This is a genomic window from Bacillus sp. JJ1773 (genome assembly GCF_036962035.1).
GTDB lineage: Bacteria > Bacillota > Bacilli > Bacillales > Cytobacillaceae > Cytobacillus.
This window is the reverse complement of sequence record NZ_JBALNX010000080.1, coordinates 12,631-31,147: the sequence shown is the minus strand read 5'-3', so window position 1 is coordinate 31,147 and position 18,517 is coordinate 12,631. Positions and strand designations below refer to the sequence as shown.

Annotated in this window: 17 protein-coding genes and 1 riboswitch; of the genes, 16 read left to right on the top strand and 1 reads right to left on the bottom strand. The window is 38.1% G+C overall.

The window, feature by feature from the left end:
* Nucleotides 1-134 precede the first annotated feature (134 nt).
* The 8 genes from V7127_RS20820 (at nt 135) to V7127_RS20785 (ending at nt 9,553) form a co-directional block, all read left to right on the top strand.
* Nucleotides 135-1,838, top strand: coding sequence for an AMP-binding protein (locus V7127_RS20820; RefSeq protein WP_335489212.1), 1,704 nt, complete (start codon nt 135-137; stop codon nt 1,836-1,838).
* A gap of 232 nt (nt 1,839-2,070) precedes the next feature.
* Nucleotides 2,071-2,658 carry a TetR/AcrR family transcriptional regulator gene (locus tag V7127_RS20815; RefSeq protein WP_335489209.1) on the top strand — a complete coding sequence of 196 codons (588 nt, stop codon included), beginning with the start codon at nt 2,071-2,073 and terminating at the stop codon, nt 2,656-2,658.
* A 35-nt stretch (nt 2,659-2,693) separates the two neighbouring features.
* Nucleotides 2,694-3,467, top strand: a complete 774-nt coding sequence (locus V7127_RS20810) for an enoyl-CoA hydratase (RefSeq protein WP_335489208.1) — start codon at nt 2,694-2,696, stop codon at nt 3,465-3,467.
* Nucleotides 3,468-3,767: 300 nt separating this feature from the next.
* Complete coding sequence (locus V7127_RS20805) at nt 3,768-4,541, top strand: electron transfer flavoprotein subunit beta/FixA family protein (RefSeq protein ID WP_335489205.1); 774 nt, start codon at nt 3,768-3,770, stop codon at nt 4,539-4,541.
* A 40-nt stretch (nt 4,542-4,581) separates the two neighbouring features.
* Nucleotides 4,582-5,559, top strand: a complete 978-nt coding sequence (locus V7127_RS20800) for an electron transfer flavoprotein subunit alpha/FixB family protein (protein WP_335489200.1) — start codon at nt 4,582-4,584, stop codon at nt 5,557-5,559.
* Nucleotides 5,560-5,752: 193 nt separating this feature from the next.
* Nucleotides 5,753-6,067: a thioredoxin gene (gene trxA / locus V7127_RS20795; protein ID WP_335345229.1), complete on the top strand. Its 315-nt coding sequence runs from the start codon at nt 5,753-5,755 to the stop codon at nt 6,065-6,067.
* A gap of 71 nt (nt 6,068-6,138) precedes the next feature.
* Nucleotides 6,139-7,911, top strand: a complete 1,773-nt coding sequence (gene uvrC / locus V7127_RS20790; RefSeq protein ID WP_335489197.1) for an excinuclease ABC subunit UvrC — start codon at nt 6,139-6,141, stop codon at nt 7,909-7,911.
* 64 nt (nt 7,912-7,975) lie between these two features.
* Nucleotides 7,976-8,155: riboswitch (Lysine riboswitch) on the top strand.
* A 168-nt stretch (nt 8,156-8,323) separates the two neighbouring features.
* Nucleotides 8,324-9,553 (top strand): aspartate kinase, encoded by a 1,230-nt coding sequence (locus tag V7127_RS20785; RefSeq protein WP_335489193.1) that lies wholly within the window; start codon nt 8,324-8,326, stop codon nt 9,551-9,553.
* 50 nt (nt 9,554-9,603) lie between these two features.
* On the opposite strand, the gene V7127_RS20780 is transcribed toward V7127_RS20785, so the two are convergent.
* Nucleotides 9,604-10,059, bottom strand: coding sequence for a YslB family protein (locus V7127_RS20780; RefSeq protein ID WP_335345226.1), 456 nt, complete (start codon nt 10,057-10,059; stop codon nt 9,604-9,606).
* A gap of 374 nt (nt 10,060-10,433) precedes the next feature.
* Between V7127_RS20780 and V7127_RS20775 the strand changes: the two genes are divergently transcribed.
* The 8 genes from V7127_RS20775 (at nt 10,434) to recQ (ending at nt 18,488) form a co-directional block, all read left to right on the top strand.
* Nucleotides 10,434-11,042 (top strand): succinate dehydrogenase cytochrome b558 subunit, encoded by a 609-nt coding sequence (locus tag V7127_RS20775; protein ID WP_335345225.1) that lies wholly within the window; start codon nt 10,434-10,436, stop codon nt 11,040-11,042.
* A 67-nt stretch (nt 11,043-11,109) separates the two neighbouring features.
* On the top strand, nt 11,110-12,861 hold the full coding sequence (sdhA, locus tag V7127_RS20770; protein ID WP_335489190.1) for a succinate dehydrogenase flavoprotein subunit: 1,752 nt from the start codon (nt 11,110-11,112) through the stop codon (nt 12,859-12,861).
* A 19-nt stretch (nt 12,862-12,880) separates the two neighbouring features.
* Complete coding sequence (sdhB, locus tag V7127_RS20765; RefSeq protein WP_335345223.1) at nt 12,881-13,642, top strand: succinate dehydrogenase iron-sulfur subunit; 762 nt, start codon at nt 12,881-12,883, stop codon at nt 13,640-13,642.
* 121 nt (nt 13,643-13,763) lie between these two features.
* Complete coding sequence (locus V7127_RS20760) at nt 13,764-14,231, top strand: acyl-CoA thioesterase (protein WP_335489187.1); 468 nt, start codon at nt 13,764-13,766, stop codon at nt 14,229-14,231.
* A 143-nt stretch (nt 14,232-14,374) separates the two neighbouring features.
* Nucleotides 14,375-14,599, top strand: a complete 225-nt coding sequence (locus V7127_RS20755; RefSeq protein WP_057771856.1) for a helix-turn-helix domain-containing protein — start codon at nt 14,375-14,377, stop codon at nt 14,597-14,599.
* A 186-nt stretch (nt 14,600-14,785) separates the two neighbouring features.
* Complete coding sequence (locus tag V7127_RS20750; RefSeq protein ID WP_335345221.1) at nt 14,786-15,244, top strand: MarR family winged helix-turn-helix transcriptional regulator; 459 nt, start codon at nt 14,786-14,788, stop codon at nt 15,242-15,244.
* Between the two features lie 10 nt (nt 15,245-15,254).
* Entirely contained in the window at nt 15,255-16,049 is a 795-nt protein-coding gene (gene racE / locus V7127_RS20745; protein ID WP_335345220.1) for a glutamate racemase, read from the top strand.
* Nucleotides 16,050-16,352: 303 nt separating this feature from the next.
* Nucleotides 16,353-18,488, top strand: a complete 2,136-nt coding sequence (gene recQ, locus V7127_RS20740; protein WP_335489184.1) for a DNA helicase RecQ — start codon at nt 16,353-16,355, stop codon at nt 18,486-18,488.
* Nucleotides 18,489-18,517: the final 29 nt, after the last annotated feature.

Genomic DNA, 18,517 nt, shown 5'->3' with positions numbered 1-18,517 from the left:
AATTGATTATTTGGACATGTTAAAAATATACAAAAACCTATTATTCCAATTGTCATGTAAACTTCATTATATTATAATAAGAACTAACAATTGGAATGTTCTAAATATTTAATACTTTAGAAGGAGGGAATATGTTGTTACCTAATAAGCCTTGGCTTCAAACGTATCCGGAAGAAATACCCTCATCTTTGACATATCCAAATCAGCCTGTTCAAGACTATTTAAAAAAAGCGGCTGATGATCATCCAGAGAAAATTGCCATTCATTTCATGGGAAAGGAATTTACTTATCGAACCATTTATGAATCCTCTTTAAAGCTTGCTTCCTATCTTCAGGAACTTGGAATTGGGAAAGGTGATCGGGTAGCTATTATGCTGCCGAATATTCCGCCTGCTGTTATTAGTTATTTTGGCATCCTAATAGCTGGAGGAATTGTCGTACAAACGAACCCTCTTTATACGGAGCGGGAGCTTGAATACCAAATGAAGGATTCAGCGGCGAAGGCGATCATTACGATGGATATATTGTTTCCAAAGACAACGAAGGTTAAGCCGCAAACTGATTTACAGCATATAATTGTAACCGCTATCAAAGACTTCCTTCCTTTTCCGAAAAACTTAGTTTATCCTTTTCTGCAAAAGAAGCAATATGGAATCGTTGTAAACGTCAGGCATGAAGGAAGCAACCATTTATTAACTGAAATTCTAAAGCAGCCAGCGAAAAAACTGAAGGAATATGAATTTGATTTCGAAGAAGATTTAGCGCTATTACAATATACAGGTGGAACGACTGGATTTCCGAAAGGGGTTATGCTGACACATCGGAATCTTGTCGCAAATGCGTCCATGTGTAAGGCTTGGCTTTATAAATGTAAACGTGGGCAAGAGGTTGTTCTAGGCTTATTGCCATTTTTCCATGTGTACGGAATGACAACGGTGTTAATTTTATCGGTTATGGAAGCGCACAAAATGGTTTTGCTGCCAAAATTCGATGTAGATACAACATTGAAGACGATTCAAAAACAAAGACCGACTCTGTTCCCAGGGGCTCCAACCATCTATATTGGACTATTAAATCATCCGGATTTGGGGAAATATGATCTTTCCTCTATTGATTCGTGTATAAGCGGTTCAGCAGCTCTACCTGTAGAGGTACAGCAAAAGTTTGAAGAGGTAACAGGCGGCAAGCTTGTTGAAGGCTATGGTTTAACAGAATCTTCACCGGTAACCCATGCTAATTTTCTCTGGGATCGTCCGCGTGTAAAGGGAAGTATTGGTGTACCATGGCCAGATACAGATGCAGCAATTCTGTCATTAGAAACTGGAGATTTTCTTCCGTCCGGTGAGATTGGAGAAATTGTCGTTAAGGGTCCGCAAGTCATGAAGGGATATTGGAATCGTCCAGAGGAAACAGCTGAATCCTTAAAGGATGGCTGGCTTTTAACGGGTGACCTCGGGTATATGGATGAACAAGGCTATTTCTATGTTGTTGACCGTAAGAAGGATATGATTATCGCTGGCGGCTATAATATTTATCCGCGTGAAATTGAAGAAGTCCTTTATGAACACCCTGCCGTGCAGGAGGTTGTAGCAGCTGGAGTACCTGATCCATATCGTGGAGAAACGGTAAAAGCTTATATTGTCTTAAAAGAAGGGACAAACGCAAATAAAGAAGAATTAAATGAGTTTGCCCGAAAATACCTAGCAGCTTATAAGGTTCCACGACTTTACGAATTCCGAGATGCGCTTCCGAAAACAGCTGTTGGAAAAATATTGAGAAGAGCCCTGATAGATGAAGAAAAAAAGAGACTAAATGATGATCAGGAAAAGCAGGCTTAATTTTGAGTCCGAGCTTCTACTTCGGCTCTTTATTTTTGAAGAATTAGGCTTGTACCATTTTTTAATAAATGACATAATAGATCCGTCCATCAAAAATTGCACAACAGTTTCTTGACAGAACGGAATTGTAGAACTATTATAAAAATATGAATGACGATTCATTCATTATGATTAGCAATCATTCGCCCTTTATACAGATAAAAGCCTACACTTTCTTGGAAGGAGGGACACGATGAAAAAGAACAAACCTAAATATCGTCAAATCATTGATGCCGCAGTCATAGCCATTGCAGAGAACGGGTATCATCAGGCACAGGTTTCCAAAATTGCCAAGCAGGCTGGCGTCGCTGACGGAACGATTTACTTATATTTTAAGAATAAAGAAGATATCCTTATCTCTCTCTTTCAAGAAAAAATGGGATACTTTGTTGAGAAATATGAAGAGAAAATTGCAGGAAAAGAAACAGCCGCAGAGAAATTATTAGTATTGGTTGAAACACATTTTAATATGCTTTCTGAGGATCGTCATCTTGCCATCGTGACTCAATTGGAACTCAGACAGTCCAATAAGGAGATCCGTCATAAAATTAATGAAGTTCTAAAAGGAGTTCTTTCTTTAGTTGAAAAAATACTAGTAGAAGGAAAAGAAAACGGTGAGTTTTCTGCCGCTTTAGATACCCGATTAGCACGCCAAATGATTTTTGGCACGATGGATGAGACAGTCACAACTTGGGTGATGAATGAGCAAAAGTATGATTTAACCTCGTTAGCAGGACCCGTGCATCAACTGCTTCTGGGTGGCTGTGCCGCGCGTCAATAACCATTGAATTTTTTTGAAAGAAAAGGGGATGAAATATGGAGTATTTAAATTGGTCAAATCAGGATATGGTAGCTACTATTACGATTGAACGCCCTCCGGCAAATGCTCTTTCTTCAGGATTATTGAAGGAGTTATCGGCTTTATTAGATGAAATTGAAGCAAATGACGAAATCAGGGTCATCTTAATACACGGAGAAGGGCGTTTCTTTTCAGCAGGAGCAGACATTAAAGAATTTACAACAATCAAAACTGGAAATGATTTCTCTAAACTTTCAACCTATGGTCAAGAATTATTTGAACGAATGGAAACATTCCCTAAGCCTATCATAGCTGCCATTCATGGTGCCGCACTTGGCGGTGGGTTAGAGCTTGCTATGGGATGTCATTTTCGATTAGTCGCCGAAAATGCTAAGCTTGGGCTGCCTGAGCTGCAGCTTGGATTAATCCCCGGATTTGCAGGAACACAGCGTCTGCCGAGACTCGTTGGTACAGCTAAGGCTGCCGAAATGCTTTTTACAAGTGATCCGATAACAGGATTAGAGGCAGTACAATATGGTCTTGCCAACCATGCTTACCCTGAAAGCGAGCTTTTAGAAAATGCCTATAACATAGCAAAGAAAATTGCCAAGAAGAGTCCAGTTTCCATTAAGGCTGCTATCGGTCTTTTAAACTATTCAAAGCCTAAAGAATACTTTGAAGGAGTAATGATGGAAGCAAAACTGTTCGGAGATGTATTTGTCTCAGAGGATGGAAAAGAAGGAATTTCTGCATTTATCGAGAAAAGAGAACCGAAATTTACAGGAAAATAGAAATAATTATTTTTTTTCGATAACAATTTTTCTAGCAATCTATTATAATTATCATGTACGGGGTATAAGGCCCCGTATGAAATGAATTTTCTTAATCTTTTGAAGTAATGAAATTTTTCTCTACACGTTTAACCTTCATTTTTCAGTCATTAGCTTTTTTTATCTAGCTACAGTGCCTAGGGGCTCGCCGACTAAAAACGGCACGGCCTAATGTCTTCATCGGCACTAGTACGTCTTGTACGTCGGAGGTCATAAGCCCCTGGGCGAGGCACTAACGCTTTTACTATTAGGAGGGATATCATGAACATCTATGTTTTAATGAAAAGAACCTTTGATACAGAAGAGAAAATTACGATTTCAGGCGGTCAAATAAACGAAGATGGAGCAGAATTTATCATTAACCCTTATGATGAATATGCAATCGAGGAAGCTATTCAAGTTCGTGATGAAAATGGCGGAGAAGTAACGGTTGTCTCTGTCGGAAATGAAGAAACTGAGAAACAGCTTCGTACTGCCCTTGCTATGGGTGCTGATAAAGCTGTATTAATTAATACTGAAGATGATTTAGAATACGGTGATCAATTTACAACTGCAAAAATTCTTTCCGAATATTTAAAAGACAAGAATGCTGACTTAATCATTGCTGGAAACGTTGCGATTGACGGCGGTTCCGGTCAAGTTGGACCTCGTGTAGCTGAACTTCTAAACATTCCTTATGTCACAACGATTACAAAGCTCGATATTGCGGGCAGTAATGTAACTGTTGTTCGCGATGTTGAAGGGGATTCCGAAATAATTGAGACAAGCCTGCCTTTATTAGTAACAGCTCAGCAAGGCTTAAATGAACCACGCTACCCATCATTGCCAGGGATTATGAAAGCAAAGAAAAAACCGCTTGATGAGCTTGAGCTTGATGATCTTGACCTTGAGGAAGACGATGTTGAGGCAAAGACAAAAACAATTGAAATCTATCTTCCGCCTAAAAAAGAGGCAGGAAAAATCCTCGAAGGCGAGCTTGCAGATCAAGTAAAAGAACTTGTACAACTTCTTCATACTGAAGCAAAAGTAATCTGATCGGAATATACAAGAATATGAACGTAGGGGGTAAAGCATAATGGCTAGAAAAGTATTAGTTTTAGGTGAAGTCCGTGACGGATCATTGCGTAATGTATCCTTTGAAGCAGTGGCTGCGGCAAAAACCGCAGCAGAAGGCGGAGAAGTTGTAGGAATATTAATTGGCGATTCTGTAAGCGCTTTAGGCGGAGAATTAATCCAATATGGTGCGGACCGTGTTGTAACCGTTGAAAATGAAAAACTTAAGCAATATACATCAGATGGCTACTCACAAGCTGTTATGGCTGTCATTGATGCAGAAATGCCGGAAGGACTGATTTTTGGCCATACAGCTTTAGGCAAGGATCTAGCTCCAAAAATTGCAGCTAAATTAAGCTCTGGATTGATATCCGATGTAACTGCCTTAGAAATAACAGGAGGCAACTTAGTTTTCACTCGTCCTATTTATTCAGGAAAAGCATTCGAAAAGAAAATTGTTACTGATGGTTTAATTTTCGCTACGATCCGCCCGAATAATATTAGCCCGCTTGAAAAGGACGAATCTAGAACAGGAGACGTTTCTTCTCTATCTGTTGATATTAAAGATCTCCGCACCATTATTAAAGAGGTTGTCCGCAAGGCAAGTGAAGGAGTCGATCTTTCTGAAGCGAAGGTTGTAATTGCTGGAGGGCGTGGAGTCAAGAGTGAGGAAGGCTTTGGTCCATTAAAAGAGCTTGCAAAAGTTCTAAATGGTGCAGTTGGGGCTTCTCGTGGCGCTTGTGACGCGGATTATTGCGATTATTCATTGCAGATCGGGCAAACAGGAAAGGTTGTTACACCTGACCTTTATATCGCATGCGGAATTTCAGGAGCGATTCAGCACCTTGCCGGTATGTCAAACTCCAAAGTTATTGTGGCGATTAATAAAGACCCTGAGGCAAATATTTTTAAGGTTGCCGACTATGGTATTGTTGGAGACTTGTTTGAGGTAGTTCCGATGCTTACAGAAGAGTTTAAGAAGCTGTTAATAAATGCATAAGCTAACTATATAAACGAGCGGCTATATGCCGCTTGTTTTCTATATAGGAATGATTTCAAACCAAAAATTCAATATGAATAGTTATTTAAAATATAGGGGAAATTACGGTCGAAGCAAATCGTTAGCATGTGGGAATAAACAATGGTATACTGTCGTTATATTTATTATTCACTTAAAAATAGGAGGCATTTCGATGGCTATTATAAACGCTACAGATCAATCTTTTTCTACTGAAACTGGTTCAGGAGTTGTCCTTGCAGATTTTTGGGCACCATGGTGCGGACCTTGTAAAATGATCGCTCCAGTACTTGAAGAGCTAGATACAGAAATGGGCGATAAAGTAAAAATCGTCAAGCTAGACGTAGACGAGAACCAAGAAACTGCAGGAAAATATGGTGTTATGAGCATCCCGACTTTAATCGTTTTTAAAGACGGAGAAGTTGTAGATAAAGTAGTTGGCTTCCAGCCGAAAGAAGCTCTTGCAGAACTTCTTTCAAAACATGCATAATAAGATTAGATTTGTAAGGGGTCTGACTTGTAGTCTGACCCCTTAAGTATTTCTATTCCGGAAGTGATCAAATGAATGAAATTATTAAAAATAAATTAATGCTATTGCCTGATCAGCCAGGCTGCTATCTAATGAAGGACCGTCAAGGAACTATCATCTACGTAGGAAAGGCAAAGGTTTTAAAAAATCGTGTCAGATCCTATTTTACTGGTTCACATGACGGAAAAACACAAAGATTAGTCAATGAAATAGAAGACCTCGAATATATTGTGACATCCTCTAATATAGAAGCTTTAATTCTTGAGATGAACTTAATTAAAAAGTACGATCCTAAATATAATGTTATGCTCAAGGACGATAAAACCTATCCATTTATTAAACTAACTGCTGAGAGACATCCCCGCCTCATAACTACCCGAAAGGTCAAAAAAGATAAGGGGAAATATTTTGGGCCTTATCCAAATGTCCATGCTGCAAATGAAACAAAGAAGCTGCTTGACCGAATTTATCCATTAAGAAAATGTACAACCTTGCCTGACCGTGTCTGCCTTTACTATCATTTAGGACAATGTTTAGCTCCTTGTGTGAAAGAAGTAAGTGAGCAGGAATATAAATTAATGGTTGATGAGATTACCCGTTTCTTAAATGGAGGCTATAAGGAAATAAAAAAAGAATTAACAGAAAAAATGATAGCCGCTGCTGAAGAACTTGACTTTGAAAAGGCAAAGGAGTTCCGTGATAGGATCGCTCATATTGAAGCAACAATGGAAAAGCAAAAGATCACAACAACAGACTTTACAGATCGAGATGTATTCGGCTTTGCTGTCGATAAAGGCTGGATGTGTGTTCAGGTATTCTTTATCAGACAGGGGAAACTAATTGAACGGGATGTTTCAATGTTTCCAATTTATAACGAGCCTGACGAAGAAATGTTAACATACCTAGGTCAATTTTATTTAAAGGCCAATCACTTTAAGCCAAAAGAAATATTGCTGCCTAATACGGTTAATTCAGATATGGCTGAAGAGCTTTTAGAAGTAAAAACATTTCAACCTCAACGAGGCCAGAAAAAAGATTTAGTCCAATTAGCTTCTAAAAATGCAAAAATCGCCCTTCAAGAAAAGTTCTCCCTTATTGAGAAGGATGAAGAACGAACCATTAAAGCTATTGAAAATTTAGGGAACCAACTAGGTATTTATACCCCTCATCGAATTGAGGCTTTCGATAACTCGAACATTCAAGGAACAGATCCCGTATCAGCCATGGTTGTTTTTATTGATGGCAAGCCCGAGAAAAGAGAATATCGTAAATATAAAATAAAATCTGTGCAGGGACCGGATGATTATGATTCTATGCGAGAGGTCGTACGTAGAAGGTATTCTCGGGTATTAAAAGAAAACCTGCCTCTTCCAGATTTGATCATCATTGATGGAGGAAAGGGGCATGTTGAGGCAGTAAGAGATGTATTGGAAAATGAATTGGGCCTTGATATCCCTATCTCAGGTTTGGTAAAAGATGAGAAGCATAGAACTTCACAGCTCTTGTACGGGAATCCATTAGAAATTATTCCACTTGGGAGAAACAGTCAGGAGTTCTATCTGCTGCAAAGAATTCAAGATGAAGTCCACCGTTTCGCCATAACGTTCCATCGCCAGCTTAGAGGGAAAAATGCTTTTCAGTCAGTGCTGGATGAAATTCCTGGTATTGGGGAAAAGCGCAAGAAGCAGCTCCTAAAATCCTTTGGGTCTGTCAAAAAGATGAAAGAGGCTAGCATAGAGGAATTTAGAAAAATTGGTATTCCCGCAAATATTGCGGAAGAATTAAAAAGAAAATTAAAGGAATAGTATTGTTAGAAGAAAAAGAGCATGCTATAATTACTGAAAATTCAATATCACTTTATAGTATTAAAGTGAAGGTAGAGGTGCGAACTTCATTAGTAAAAGCTTGGAGAAGTATGAGCTTCAATGAAAAGCTTTGAAAGGGAATGTTTGCCGAAGTGGATAAAGTCTCATAACTTTTTTCGCTGGTCTTGCATTGAATAAATGTAAGATTGTCAAGACAAAGCCGTCTTGGAGAGCTATCTCACTGTGTAAATCGTATTTTTTATACGTTTATAAAACACAGCAATGGGATAGAATCTCATTGCTTTTTTTTATGCAGAAATCCAATCAATCGGGTATTTCTGGCATATTTTATAATGCAATTTAAGAGACGGCTTCCAATCAACAATTTTCACATTAAGAAAGAGGGAAAAACATGGGACTTATCATTCAAAAGTTTGGTGGAACATCTGTTGCTAATGTAGAAAAAATTCGAAACGTTGCCAATCGGGTAATCGAAGAAAAGAATAAGGGCAATGATGTCGTTGTGGTTGTTTCTGCAATGGGGAAATCTACCGATCAACTTGTCAGTCTGGCAAAGGAAATTTCCTCCTCTCCAAGCAAAAGAGAAATGGACATGCTTTTAACTACAGGTGAACAGGTGACGATTTCTTTATTAGCAATGGCCTTAACAGAAAAGGGACTTCCAGCCGTATCCTTAACAGGCTGGCAGGCAGGAATAAAAACAGAATCAGTACACGGAAATGCAAGAATATTGGATATAGATACTTCTAAGCTGAAAAGTGAGCTTAACGAAGGGAGGATTGTAATTGTTGCGGGGTTCCAAGGCATAACGGAAGACGGATCCATTTCAACATTGGGTCGTGGGGGCTCAGATACGACGGCAGTCGCAATAGCCGCTGCTTTAAAAGCGGATAAATGTGATATTTATACAGACGTGTCAGGAGTGTATACAACAGATCCGCGCTATGTTAAAGACGCAAGAAAATTATTAGCGGTTTCCTATGATGAAATGCTTGAGCTTGCTCATTTAGGTGCTGGCGTATTGCATCCTAGAGCAGTAGAATTTGCAAAAAACTATCAAATCCCAATTGAAGTGCGTTCAAGCAGTGAAAGCGAATCAGGGACTATAATCGAGGAGGAAGTAAACATGGAAGAGAATTTAGTTGTCCGGGGAATAGCATTTGAAAACGAAATCACAAGAGTCACTGTTATTGGGTTGCCGAACTCCTTAATTGGGTTATCCACAGTCTTCTCTGAATTAGCAAAAAATCAAATTAATGTTGATATTATTATTCAAAGTACATTAGCAGAACAATCAGCTAATCTATCCTTCTCGATTAAAAATGAAGATCTTGATGACACCATAAAGGTTCTAGAAAACTGTAAGAATAAATTAAACTATAGCCGTATTGAATCTGAGACGGGTCTTGCCAAAGTTTCGATTATTGGTTCAGGAATGGTTTCAAATCCAGGGGTAGCAGCTGAGATGTTTGAAGTGCTGGCCTCCAATGATATCGAAGTAAAGATGGTGAGTACATCAGAAATTAAGGTTTCAACGGTTATTGGACAAGAAAAAATGGTACAGGCTGTTGAGGCCCTTCACGAAGCCTTTCATTTATCAGGTATATCGATTAAATCTTAATATTAAGAAAGAGGCTTTCATTGTACCGAAAGCCTCTTTTTCGTCAGAAGTTAATATTCGATTTTGTCCTTTTTATCCCATTTAACTGTAAACTGAATTTTTCCTTTTCTTTTATTAGGATGTTCATACGATTCGCAAATTACTTCAGATTGCAGTTCAATTTGCTGAGCAATAAACCCTGCCTCAAGCTGAAAAGTGCATCGATTATTATTTTTACAGCGCTCTTGTATGAAAGAACTTGAAAGTTCAAATTCCATCTCATTTTTTGATTCTTTCTTAAGGACTAGGTTTCCCCATGAAGCTTGCTCGAAGAAATCAATTATTTCGGACACTGTCTTTTGAGGATATTTACGTGCAAGGGTTTTTCCAGCCCAATATAATATTTCAGGCGCATCATCGCCTAATATGTCGTGTAAAAGAACTTCCCTTATCAATTCGTATCCAAAGACAGAAATGGATTCGGCTTTTTGTTCAATTGGAATTAATTCTGAAGCTGTTTCGTTCAAGCTAAGATCCCCTCTTTCTATTATTCTTCTATTATATACAAATGAGAAGGAATTTAGTTATAGAATGATGAAAAAGCTGGCTGTTTTGCAGTGGAAGATTAATACTTTTTTAATATATTAAACCAAACGGGCTATCACTTAATAAATATGGTTAAATAGGTCAAAATACGTAATATTAATATATTTTTATGATTTTGATATTTACAACATTTTATGTAATCGTTTCCTTGACGCTCTAGGATGTTGGGAGTAAAATGGACATGTCACATAATTGTAAGAAAATGATATGCCATTTTCGAATTGATGTTTTGGTGAAATTCTTACATACGAAGTAACGACACCTTACATCTTGCAAAAAAATAGGGGGGTAAATCATGGCGGGTAATCGAGAGTTTTTAAATCGCAGATTGCATTCATTGCTAGGTGTTATACCAGTAGGACTATTTTTAGTTCAGCATCTAGTAGTCAATCATTTTGCAACAGGGGGAGAGGAGTCTTTTAATAAGGCAGCAGGTTTTATGGAAAATCTGCCGTTTAGAATTATTTTAGAAACCTTTATTATTTTCTTGCCTTTATTATTTCATGCCATCTATGGGCTTTATATTGCTTTTACAGCAAAAAACAATGTAAGCAAATATGGATTCTTCCGTAACTGGATGTTCATGCTGCAACGTGTGTCTGGTGTTATTACACTTATTTTCATTGCATGGCATGTATGGGAGACTCGTGTACAAGCTGCATTTGGCGCAGATGTTAATTTCCAAATGATGGAGAATATTCTTTCGAATCCATTTATGTTCTGGTTTTATATAGTAGGCGTTATTTCAACAATCTTCCACTTCTCTAATGGATTATGGTCTTTCTGTGTAAGCTGGGGGATTACAATTTCACCTCGTTCACAATTAATAACAACATACGTTACAATTGTTATCTTTATTTTATTATCAATTGTCGGTATTCGTGCGATTACAGCATTTGTTTAATAAGCAGTAGAAAATGTTCGGATGAAATTTTGCTTTAGTTTTACTATGTAATAGGGAGTGAGTCACTATGGCTAAAGGTAAGGTAATCGTTGTCGGCGGCGGTCTAGCCGGCTTAATGGCAACAATTAAAGTTGCAGAATCAGGGACTCCGGTTGAGTTATTTTCCTTAGTACCGGTTAAACGTTCTCACTCTGTTTGTGCCCAAGGCGGCATTAACGGAGCTGTTAATACTAAGGGTGAAGGAGATTCACCATATATCCACTTTGATGACACTATTTACGGCGGAGACTTTTTAGCAAACCAGCCGCCAGTTAAAGCAATGTGTGTAGCAGCACCTGGAATTATCCATTTATTCGACCGTATGGGTGTTATGTTTAATCGTACACCTGAAGGTTTACTCGATTTCCGCCGCTTTGGTGGAACACAGCATCACCGTACTGCATTTGCTGGAGCTACAACAGGTCAGCAGCTTTTATATGCCTTAGATGAACAAGTACGCCGACAAGAGGTTGTAGGACTTGTTACGAAATACGAAGGCTGGGAATTCTTAGGTGCCGTTATTGATGATGATGGAGTTTGCCGTGGAATTTCAGCACAGAATTTAACTTCTGGTGAAATCCAAACATTTGCTGCAGATGCCGTTATTATGGCTACAGGCGGCCCTGGAATTATTTTTGGTAAATCAACAAACTCAGTGATCAATACAGGATCAGCTGCTTCTATTGTTTATCAGCAAGGGGCTTATTATGCGAATGGTGAATTTATTCAAATTCATCCAACTGCAATCCCTGGAGACGATAAGCTTCGTCTTATGAGTGAATCTGCACGTGGTGAAGGCGGACGTGTTTGGACTTATAAGGATGGTAAGCCTTGGTATTTCCTTGAAGAGAAATATCCTGCATATGGGAACCTAGTACCGCGTGATATTGCAACACGTGAAATTTTTGATGTATGTGTCAATCAAAAACTAGGTATTAATGGAGAAAACATGGTGTATCTGGATCTTTCTCATAAAGATGCGCATGAGCTTGATATTAAACTTGGCGGAATCATCGAAATTTACGAGAAGTTCATGGGTGATGATCCACGCAAAGTTCCAATGAAGATCTTCCCTGCCGTTCACTATTCAATGGGTGGACTATGGGTGGACTATGAACAGCAAACGAGCATTCCTGGCTTATTTGCAGCAGGTGAGTGTGATTATTCACAGCACGGTGCAAACCGTTTAGGTGCAAACTCCTTACTTTCAGCTATTTACGGTGGGATGGTTGCTGGACCAAATGCGGTTAAATATATTGATGGTCTTGAGAAAAGCGTTGATTCTATTTCTTCTTCTGTATTTGATCGTCATGTTAAAGAAGAGGAAGCAAAATGGAATGGCATCTTGTCTTTAGATGGAACTGAAAACGCTTATGTTCTTCATAAAGAACTTGGTGAGTGGATGACTGATAACGTGACAGTTGTTCGTGAAAACAGCAAGCTATTGAAAACGGATGAGAAAATTGTAGAGTTAATGGAACGTTTCAAAAACATTAATATTAACGATACAGCAAAATGGAGCAACCAAGGTGCTGCATTTACTCGTCAACTAAAAAATATGCTTCACTTATCTCGTGTTATTACAATTGGTGCATATAACCGTAATGAAAGCCGTGGGGCTCATTACAAGCCAGAATTCCCTAATCGTAATGATGAAGAATTCTTAAAGACAACAATGGCAAAATACACTGGAGAAGATACTGCTCCTGCCTTCCATTACGAGGAAGTTGATATTTCATTAATTGAACCACGTAAACGTGACTATACAAAAAAACATTAAGAGAAGGGGAGAGTAAGTGATGAGTGACAAAAAAACAATTCGCTTTATTATAACTCGTCAAGACAGTCCAGATTCTGCACCTTATGATGAAGAGTTTGAAGTGGAGTACCGTCCGAACTTAAACGTTATTTCAGCACTCATGGAAATACGCCGTAACCCTGTTAATGTGAAAGGTGACAAAACAACACCAATAGCATGGGATATGAACTGTCTTGAGGAAGTTTGCGGTGCCTGTTCAATGATTATTAATGGAAAACCGCGCCAATCTTGTTCGGCGCTAGTTGACCAATTAGAGCAGCCAATCCGTTTAGCTCCTATGCGTACGTTCCCTGTTGTAAGAGACTTACAAGTAGATAGAAGCCGGATGTTTGATTCATTGAAAAAGGTTAAAGCGTGGATTCCAATTGACGGTACGTATGATCTTGGTCCAGGACCACGTATGCCGGAACCAAAACGTCAATGGGCATACGAGTTATCTAAATGTATGACATGTGGTGTATGTTTAGAAGCTTGTCCGAATGTAAATAGCAAAACAAACTTTATGGGACCGGCTGTCTTTAACCAAGTTCGCTTATTTAATGCCCATCCAACTGGGGAAATGAATAAAGCTGAGCGTTTAAATGCGTTTATGGAAGATGGCGGAATGACAGGCTGTGGAAATTCACAAAACTGTGTGCAATCATGTCCAAAAGGAATTCCTATTACAACATCAATCGCTGCTGTAAACCGTGCAGCTACATTACAATCTTTCAAAAACTTCTTTGGAAGCGATCAAGTTTAATAAACGAAAGCCCTTCTTCCACTTGGAAGAGGGGTTTTTTGTTTTCAATTTATTCTAATAGTTATATAATTGTAGAATAAATGAATGATTATTCACTTTTGATTAGAGTGGGGGAGATTACATGAACAGAATAGGCTATATAAAGGATTTTTCTGCTTGGGAAGAAGGTTTTGAATTTTTTCATCCTGTTAAGGTCCGTTTTTCAGAAACAGATATGTTCGGTCATTTAAATAATACAGTTCCCTTTACTTATTTTGAAGTAGCAAGAATTGAATTTTTCAAAAGCATCGGCTTTATGCAGAATTGGGTAAATCCAAAAAATGAAACCATTCCCGTTGTAGCTGATTTGCAATGCGATTTTTTAAAGCAGGTTTTCTTTGATGAACGTTTAAAAATATATGTGAAGGCAGCAACGATCGGTACAACTTCAGTAGATCTTCACTATATGGGGAAAAAAGAGGATGGATCCGTCTGCTTTACGGGCAGAGGGACAATGGTTCAAATTTCGAAGAAAACAGGAAAAGGCTATCCATGGACTGAAGAAATGAAAACTTTGCTTCAAAATCATGTCACGAAGCTTACTAATTAATTTTAATAACTTTTTTAAAATAAAATCTTCTCCACTAAGGAATTGGTGTCACTCAAGTCCTCTGCCTTACATAAGATATTGTGACTAAATATATACCCATCCCGCGGTTCATAGCTGGCGAAAGGCAAGGAGGGTTACAATACTTGAAGGAGAACGAATTTACTCATAAGCCGTTACTCACCAAACGAGAAAGAGAAGTATTCGAACTGTTAGTACAGGATAAAACAACTAGAGAAATCGCTGGTGAATTGTTTATAAGCGAAAAGACGGTTCGGAACCACATTTCGAATGCCATGCAAAAGCTTGGTGTTAAGGGGCGATCACAAGCTGTTGTAGAGCTCCTTCGAATGGGAGAGCTAGAACTTTAATTAAGACCGGCCATCCATTATTGGATGCCGGTTTATATTATTTAATAAGTAAATTATATTTAATATACGCTTCTATATTTAATTCAGCCTTGAAATTTAGCTGAAAAAAGGTGAAAATAAATGCAATAGAGCTTGTGGATTATATCACTTGTTGGAATAGAAATAGCAATATAGGAGTTGTATGTAATGGATTTAGAAGATGTGAAAGCAGTTGATGAAATAGATACAGTAGCTATGATAGAAAAAGAGCTGCGCTATATATCAGGCATTATTAAGCAAAAGGGCCGTGAGATATTAAGCAATTACAAAATTACTCCACCCCAATTTGTTGCCCTCCAATGGCTTTTTGAAGAGGGAGATATGACAATTGGAGAGCTGTCGAATAAAATGTATCTTGCCTTTAGCACAACGACAGATCTTGTTGATCGTATGGAAAAAAACAACCTTGTTAAACGGGTTAAAGACCCTAATGACCGAAGAGTTGTTCGAATCCATCTTTTGGAAGAAGGGGAAAGGATTATTGACGAGTGTATTAAAAAGCGGCAATTATATTTAAAAGAGGTACTCGTTAATTTCACCGATGAAGAGGTTCAGCTCCTAAAAAATAACTTAACAAGATTACATCAAGATATGCGCGAAGAATGAGGCGGTTCGATTGGAAAATCCGATAGGTATTATTGATTCAGGTGTCGGAGGCTTGACTGTAGTGAAGGAAGTAATGAGGCAGCTCCCAAATGAGGAAATTATATATTTGGGGGATACGGCACGATGTCCATATGGACCAAGGCCAGGTGAAGAAGTTAAAGCATTTACTTGGGAAATAACGAGGTTTCTTTTAAACAAACAAATCAAAATGCTAATTATTGCCTGTAACACTGCAACAGCCGTTGCACTAGATGAAATCAGAAGTTCGCTGCCTATACCGGTAATTGGAGTGATATCTCCAGGAGCAAGAGCAGCGATAAAGAAAACAAAAAATAAAACGATTGGTGTCATAGGCACAGAAGGAACGATAAAGAGCGGCGCATATGAAATGGCCTTAAGGCAAATTAATAGCCGGGTAGTGATTCATAGCCTAGCCTGTCCTAAATTTGTCCCCCTCGTGGAAAGTGGGGAATTTGAGGGTCTTTTAGCTGAGAGGATCGTAACTGAAACGTTGCAGCCATTAAGAAATAAAGGAATGGATACACTAATATTAGGTTGTACACATTATCCATTGCTTGAGCCGTTAATACAAAAGGCAGTAGGGAAACAAGTCGGCGTTATTAGTTCAGGAGACGAAACAGCAAGAGAGGTTAGTACGATTCTTTATCATCAAGGCTTATTAAATAGCTGTCAGGACGAGCCAAAACATCATTTTTACACAACAGGATCGACAGATATTTTCACAAAAATTGCTTCCGAATGGTTGGCTGTACCAGTTCAAAATGTAAAAAAAGTTAAGTTATAGACCTCCTTTAGGGAGGTTTTTGTATTGGATAGGATTATCTGAGCATAGCGGTCACCAGTTCCGTTATTTGATGCAAAATGGGTTGATTTTTTATGTTTGCGGACATTGGTTCCTTCATTATGTAAAAAAACAGTGATTTTTATGCTTATTTTCGTATATAACGTATTCTGTGTCCGATTAGATCCTAAATAACCGTTGTTTTATGCTAATAATGGCTTTTGTGTCCGCATTAGCAATTCATTTCCAAGTCTATGAGAAAAATGATAAGATTATATCAAATATAATAGAATAAGGTGATATATTTTGTACGCACAGGCAGAAACTTATTTAAAGCAATACTTTGGATATTCCACATTTCGTTCCGGGCAAAAGGAAATTATCCACAATTTGCTGCAGCATAAAAATACGCTCGGCATCCTTCCAACTGGAGGAGGCAAATCCCTCTGCTTTCAGATTCCCGCACTCATTCTCCCAGGAACAGCCATTGTCATCTCTCCATTAATTTCCTTAATGAAAGATCAAGTTGATTCATTAATCACTGCAGAAATTCGAGCCACATTTATTAATAGCTCCCTTAATATGCAGGAATATAAAAAAAGAATGGCTGATATCCTTGCCGGGAAGTATAAATTAATTTATGTTGCTCCAGAACGTTTTGAATCAGACAGCTTTATAGACATGCTCAATTCTCTGCAAATATCTATGATTGTATTTGATGAGGCCCATTGTATTTCCCAATGGGGCCATGATTTCAGACCAAGCTATCGTTCCATCATTAATCATTTGGGCAGACTTAATCAAGAACCCGTAGTTGCAGCATTAACAGCAACAGCCACAAAGGATGTTGCGGATGATATTCGGAATCTCTTACATATTCACGAATCTGATAGCTTCATTACGGGTTTTGCAAGGGAAAATCTTGCTTTTAACGTGATGAAGGGTGTTAACAAAAGAGAATTTATTACACAATATTTGAAGAATCATCCTAGAGAATCAGGGATTATCTATACATCAAGCCGGAAAGAAACTGATCAGCTTTACAGCTACTTAAAGGAAAAGAACCATTCTGTTGCTAAGTATCATGCAGGAATGGGGGAGGATGCACGTAAGGAGTCACAAAACCACTTTGTTTTTGATGAAGCTGATATTATGATCGCGACTAATGCATTTGGAATGGGAATTGATAAATCCAATGTTCGTTTTGTTATCCATTATAACCTCCCGCGTAATATCGAAGCTTATTATCAGGAAGCTGGCCGAGCAGGAAGGGATGGAGACGAAAGCTCTTGTTATTTATTATTTTCACCGCAGGATATTCAGCTGCAAAAGTTTCTTATTGAGGAATCCAACCTTGATTTCCAGAAAAGAGAGCAAGAATATAATAAATTAAAACAAATGATCCACTACTGTCATACTGAAAAATGTCTGCAAGCTTATATTATCGAATATTTTGATTCGCAATATGAGAATGCAGGCTGTGGAAAATGCAGTAATTGTTTGGATAAGCGGGAGCAGATCGAAATAACGGAGGAGGCGCTCATGATATTCTCCTGTATTAAAAGAATGGGAGAACGATTTGGTGTCACCTTAACTGCACAAGTATTAAAAGGCTCCCAAAACAAAAGGATTCGCGAATTTCAGTTTGATAAATTAACCACATATGGTTTGCTTCAAAATTATAAGGAAAAAGAAATTTCGGACATCATCAATTATTTACTGGCTGAAGGATATTTAACATTAACAGATAGTAAATTTCCGGTAGTCAGACTTGCTGAGAGGGTCGTACCAGTAATAAAGAAACAAGAAAATGTTTATATGAAAAAGACAATTCAAGCCCCTATAAAGGAAGCAGAAGAAAATAGTGATTTATTTTCAGAACTGCGGACTTTGCGAAAATCGATTGCGGATCAGGAAAAGGTTCCTCCTTATGTGGTCTTTGCAGATACTACTCTAAAAGAAATGAGCCAGTATTTTCCGATTGATCGGGAGGCAATGCTAAGAATAAAGGGTGTAGGGCAAGTAAAGTATGATAGATATGGTGAATTATTCATTGAAGAAATTAAGAAATTCATCAATGATCACAATATTAACGCTGTTGCTATTCAGCAGGTAGAACCACGTTCAGACGATAAGGAGATAAACGATGCGCCTAGCTATTTATTATCCTACCAATATTATTCGGAAGGGATAACGATCGATGAAATTGCCAAAAAGCGTAAATTTTCAGCGATTACCATTCAGAACCATATCATTCGTGCTGTTCAAGAAGGAAATGCGTTGCAATGGTCTGATATTTTTAATGAAGAGACAGAACAAATCATTATGGAGGCTGTAAAAAGAGTAGGAAGGGAAAAACTGAAACCAATTAAAGATGAACTCGACTCTAATATTGATTATTTTACTATTAAAGCAGTCTTAGCGAAAAATGAATACACTTAAGTAGTTAATTGCCAATAAACAAATTCGTA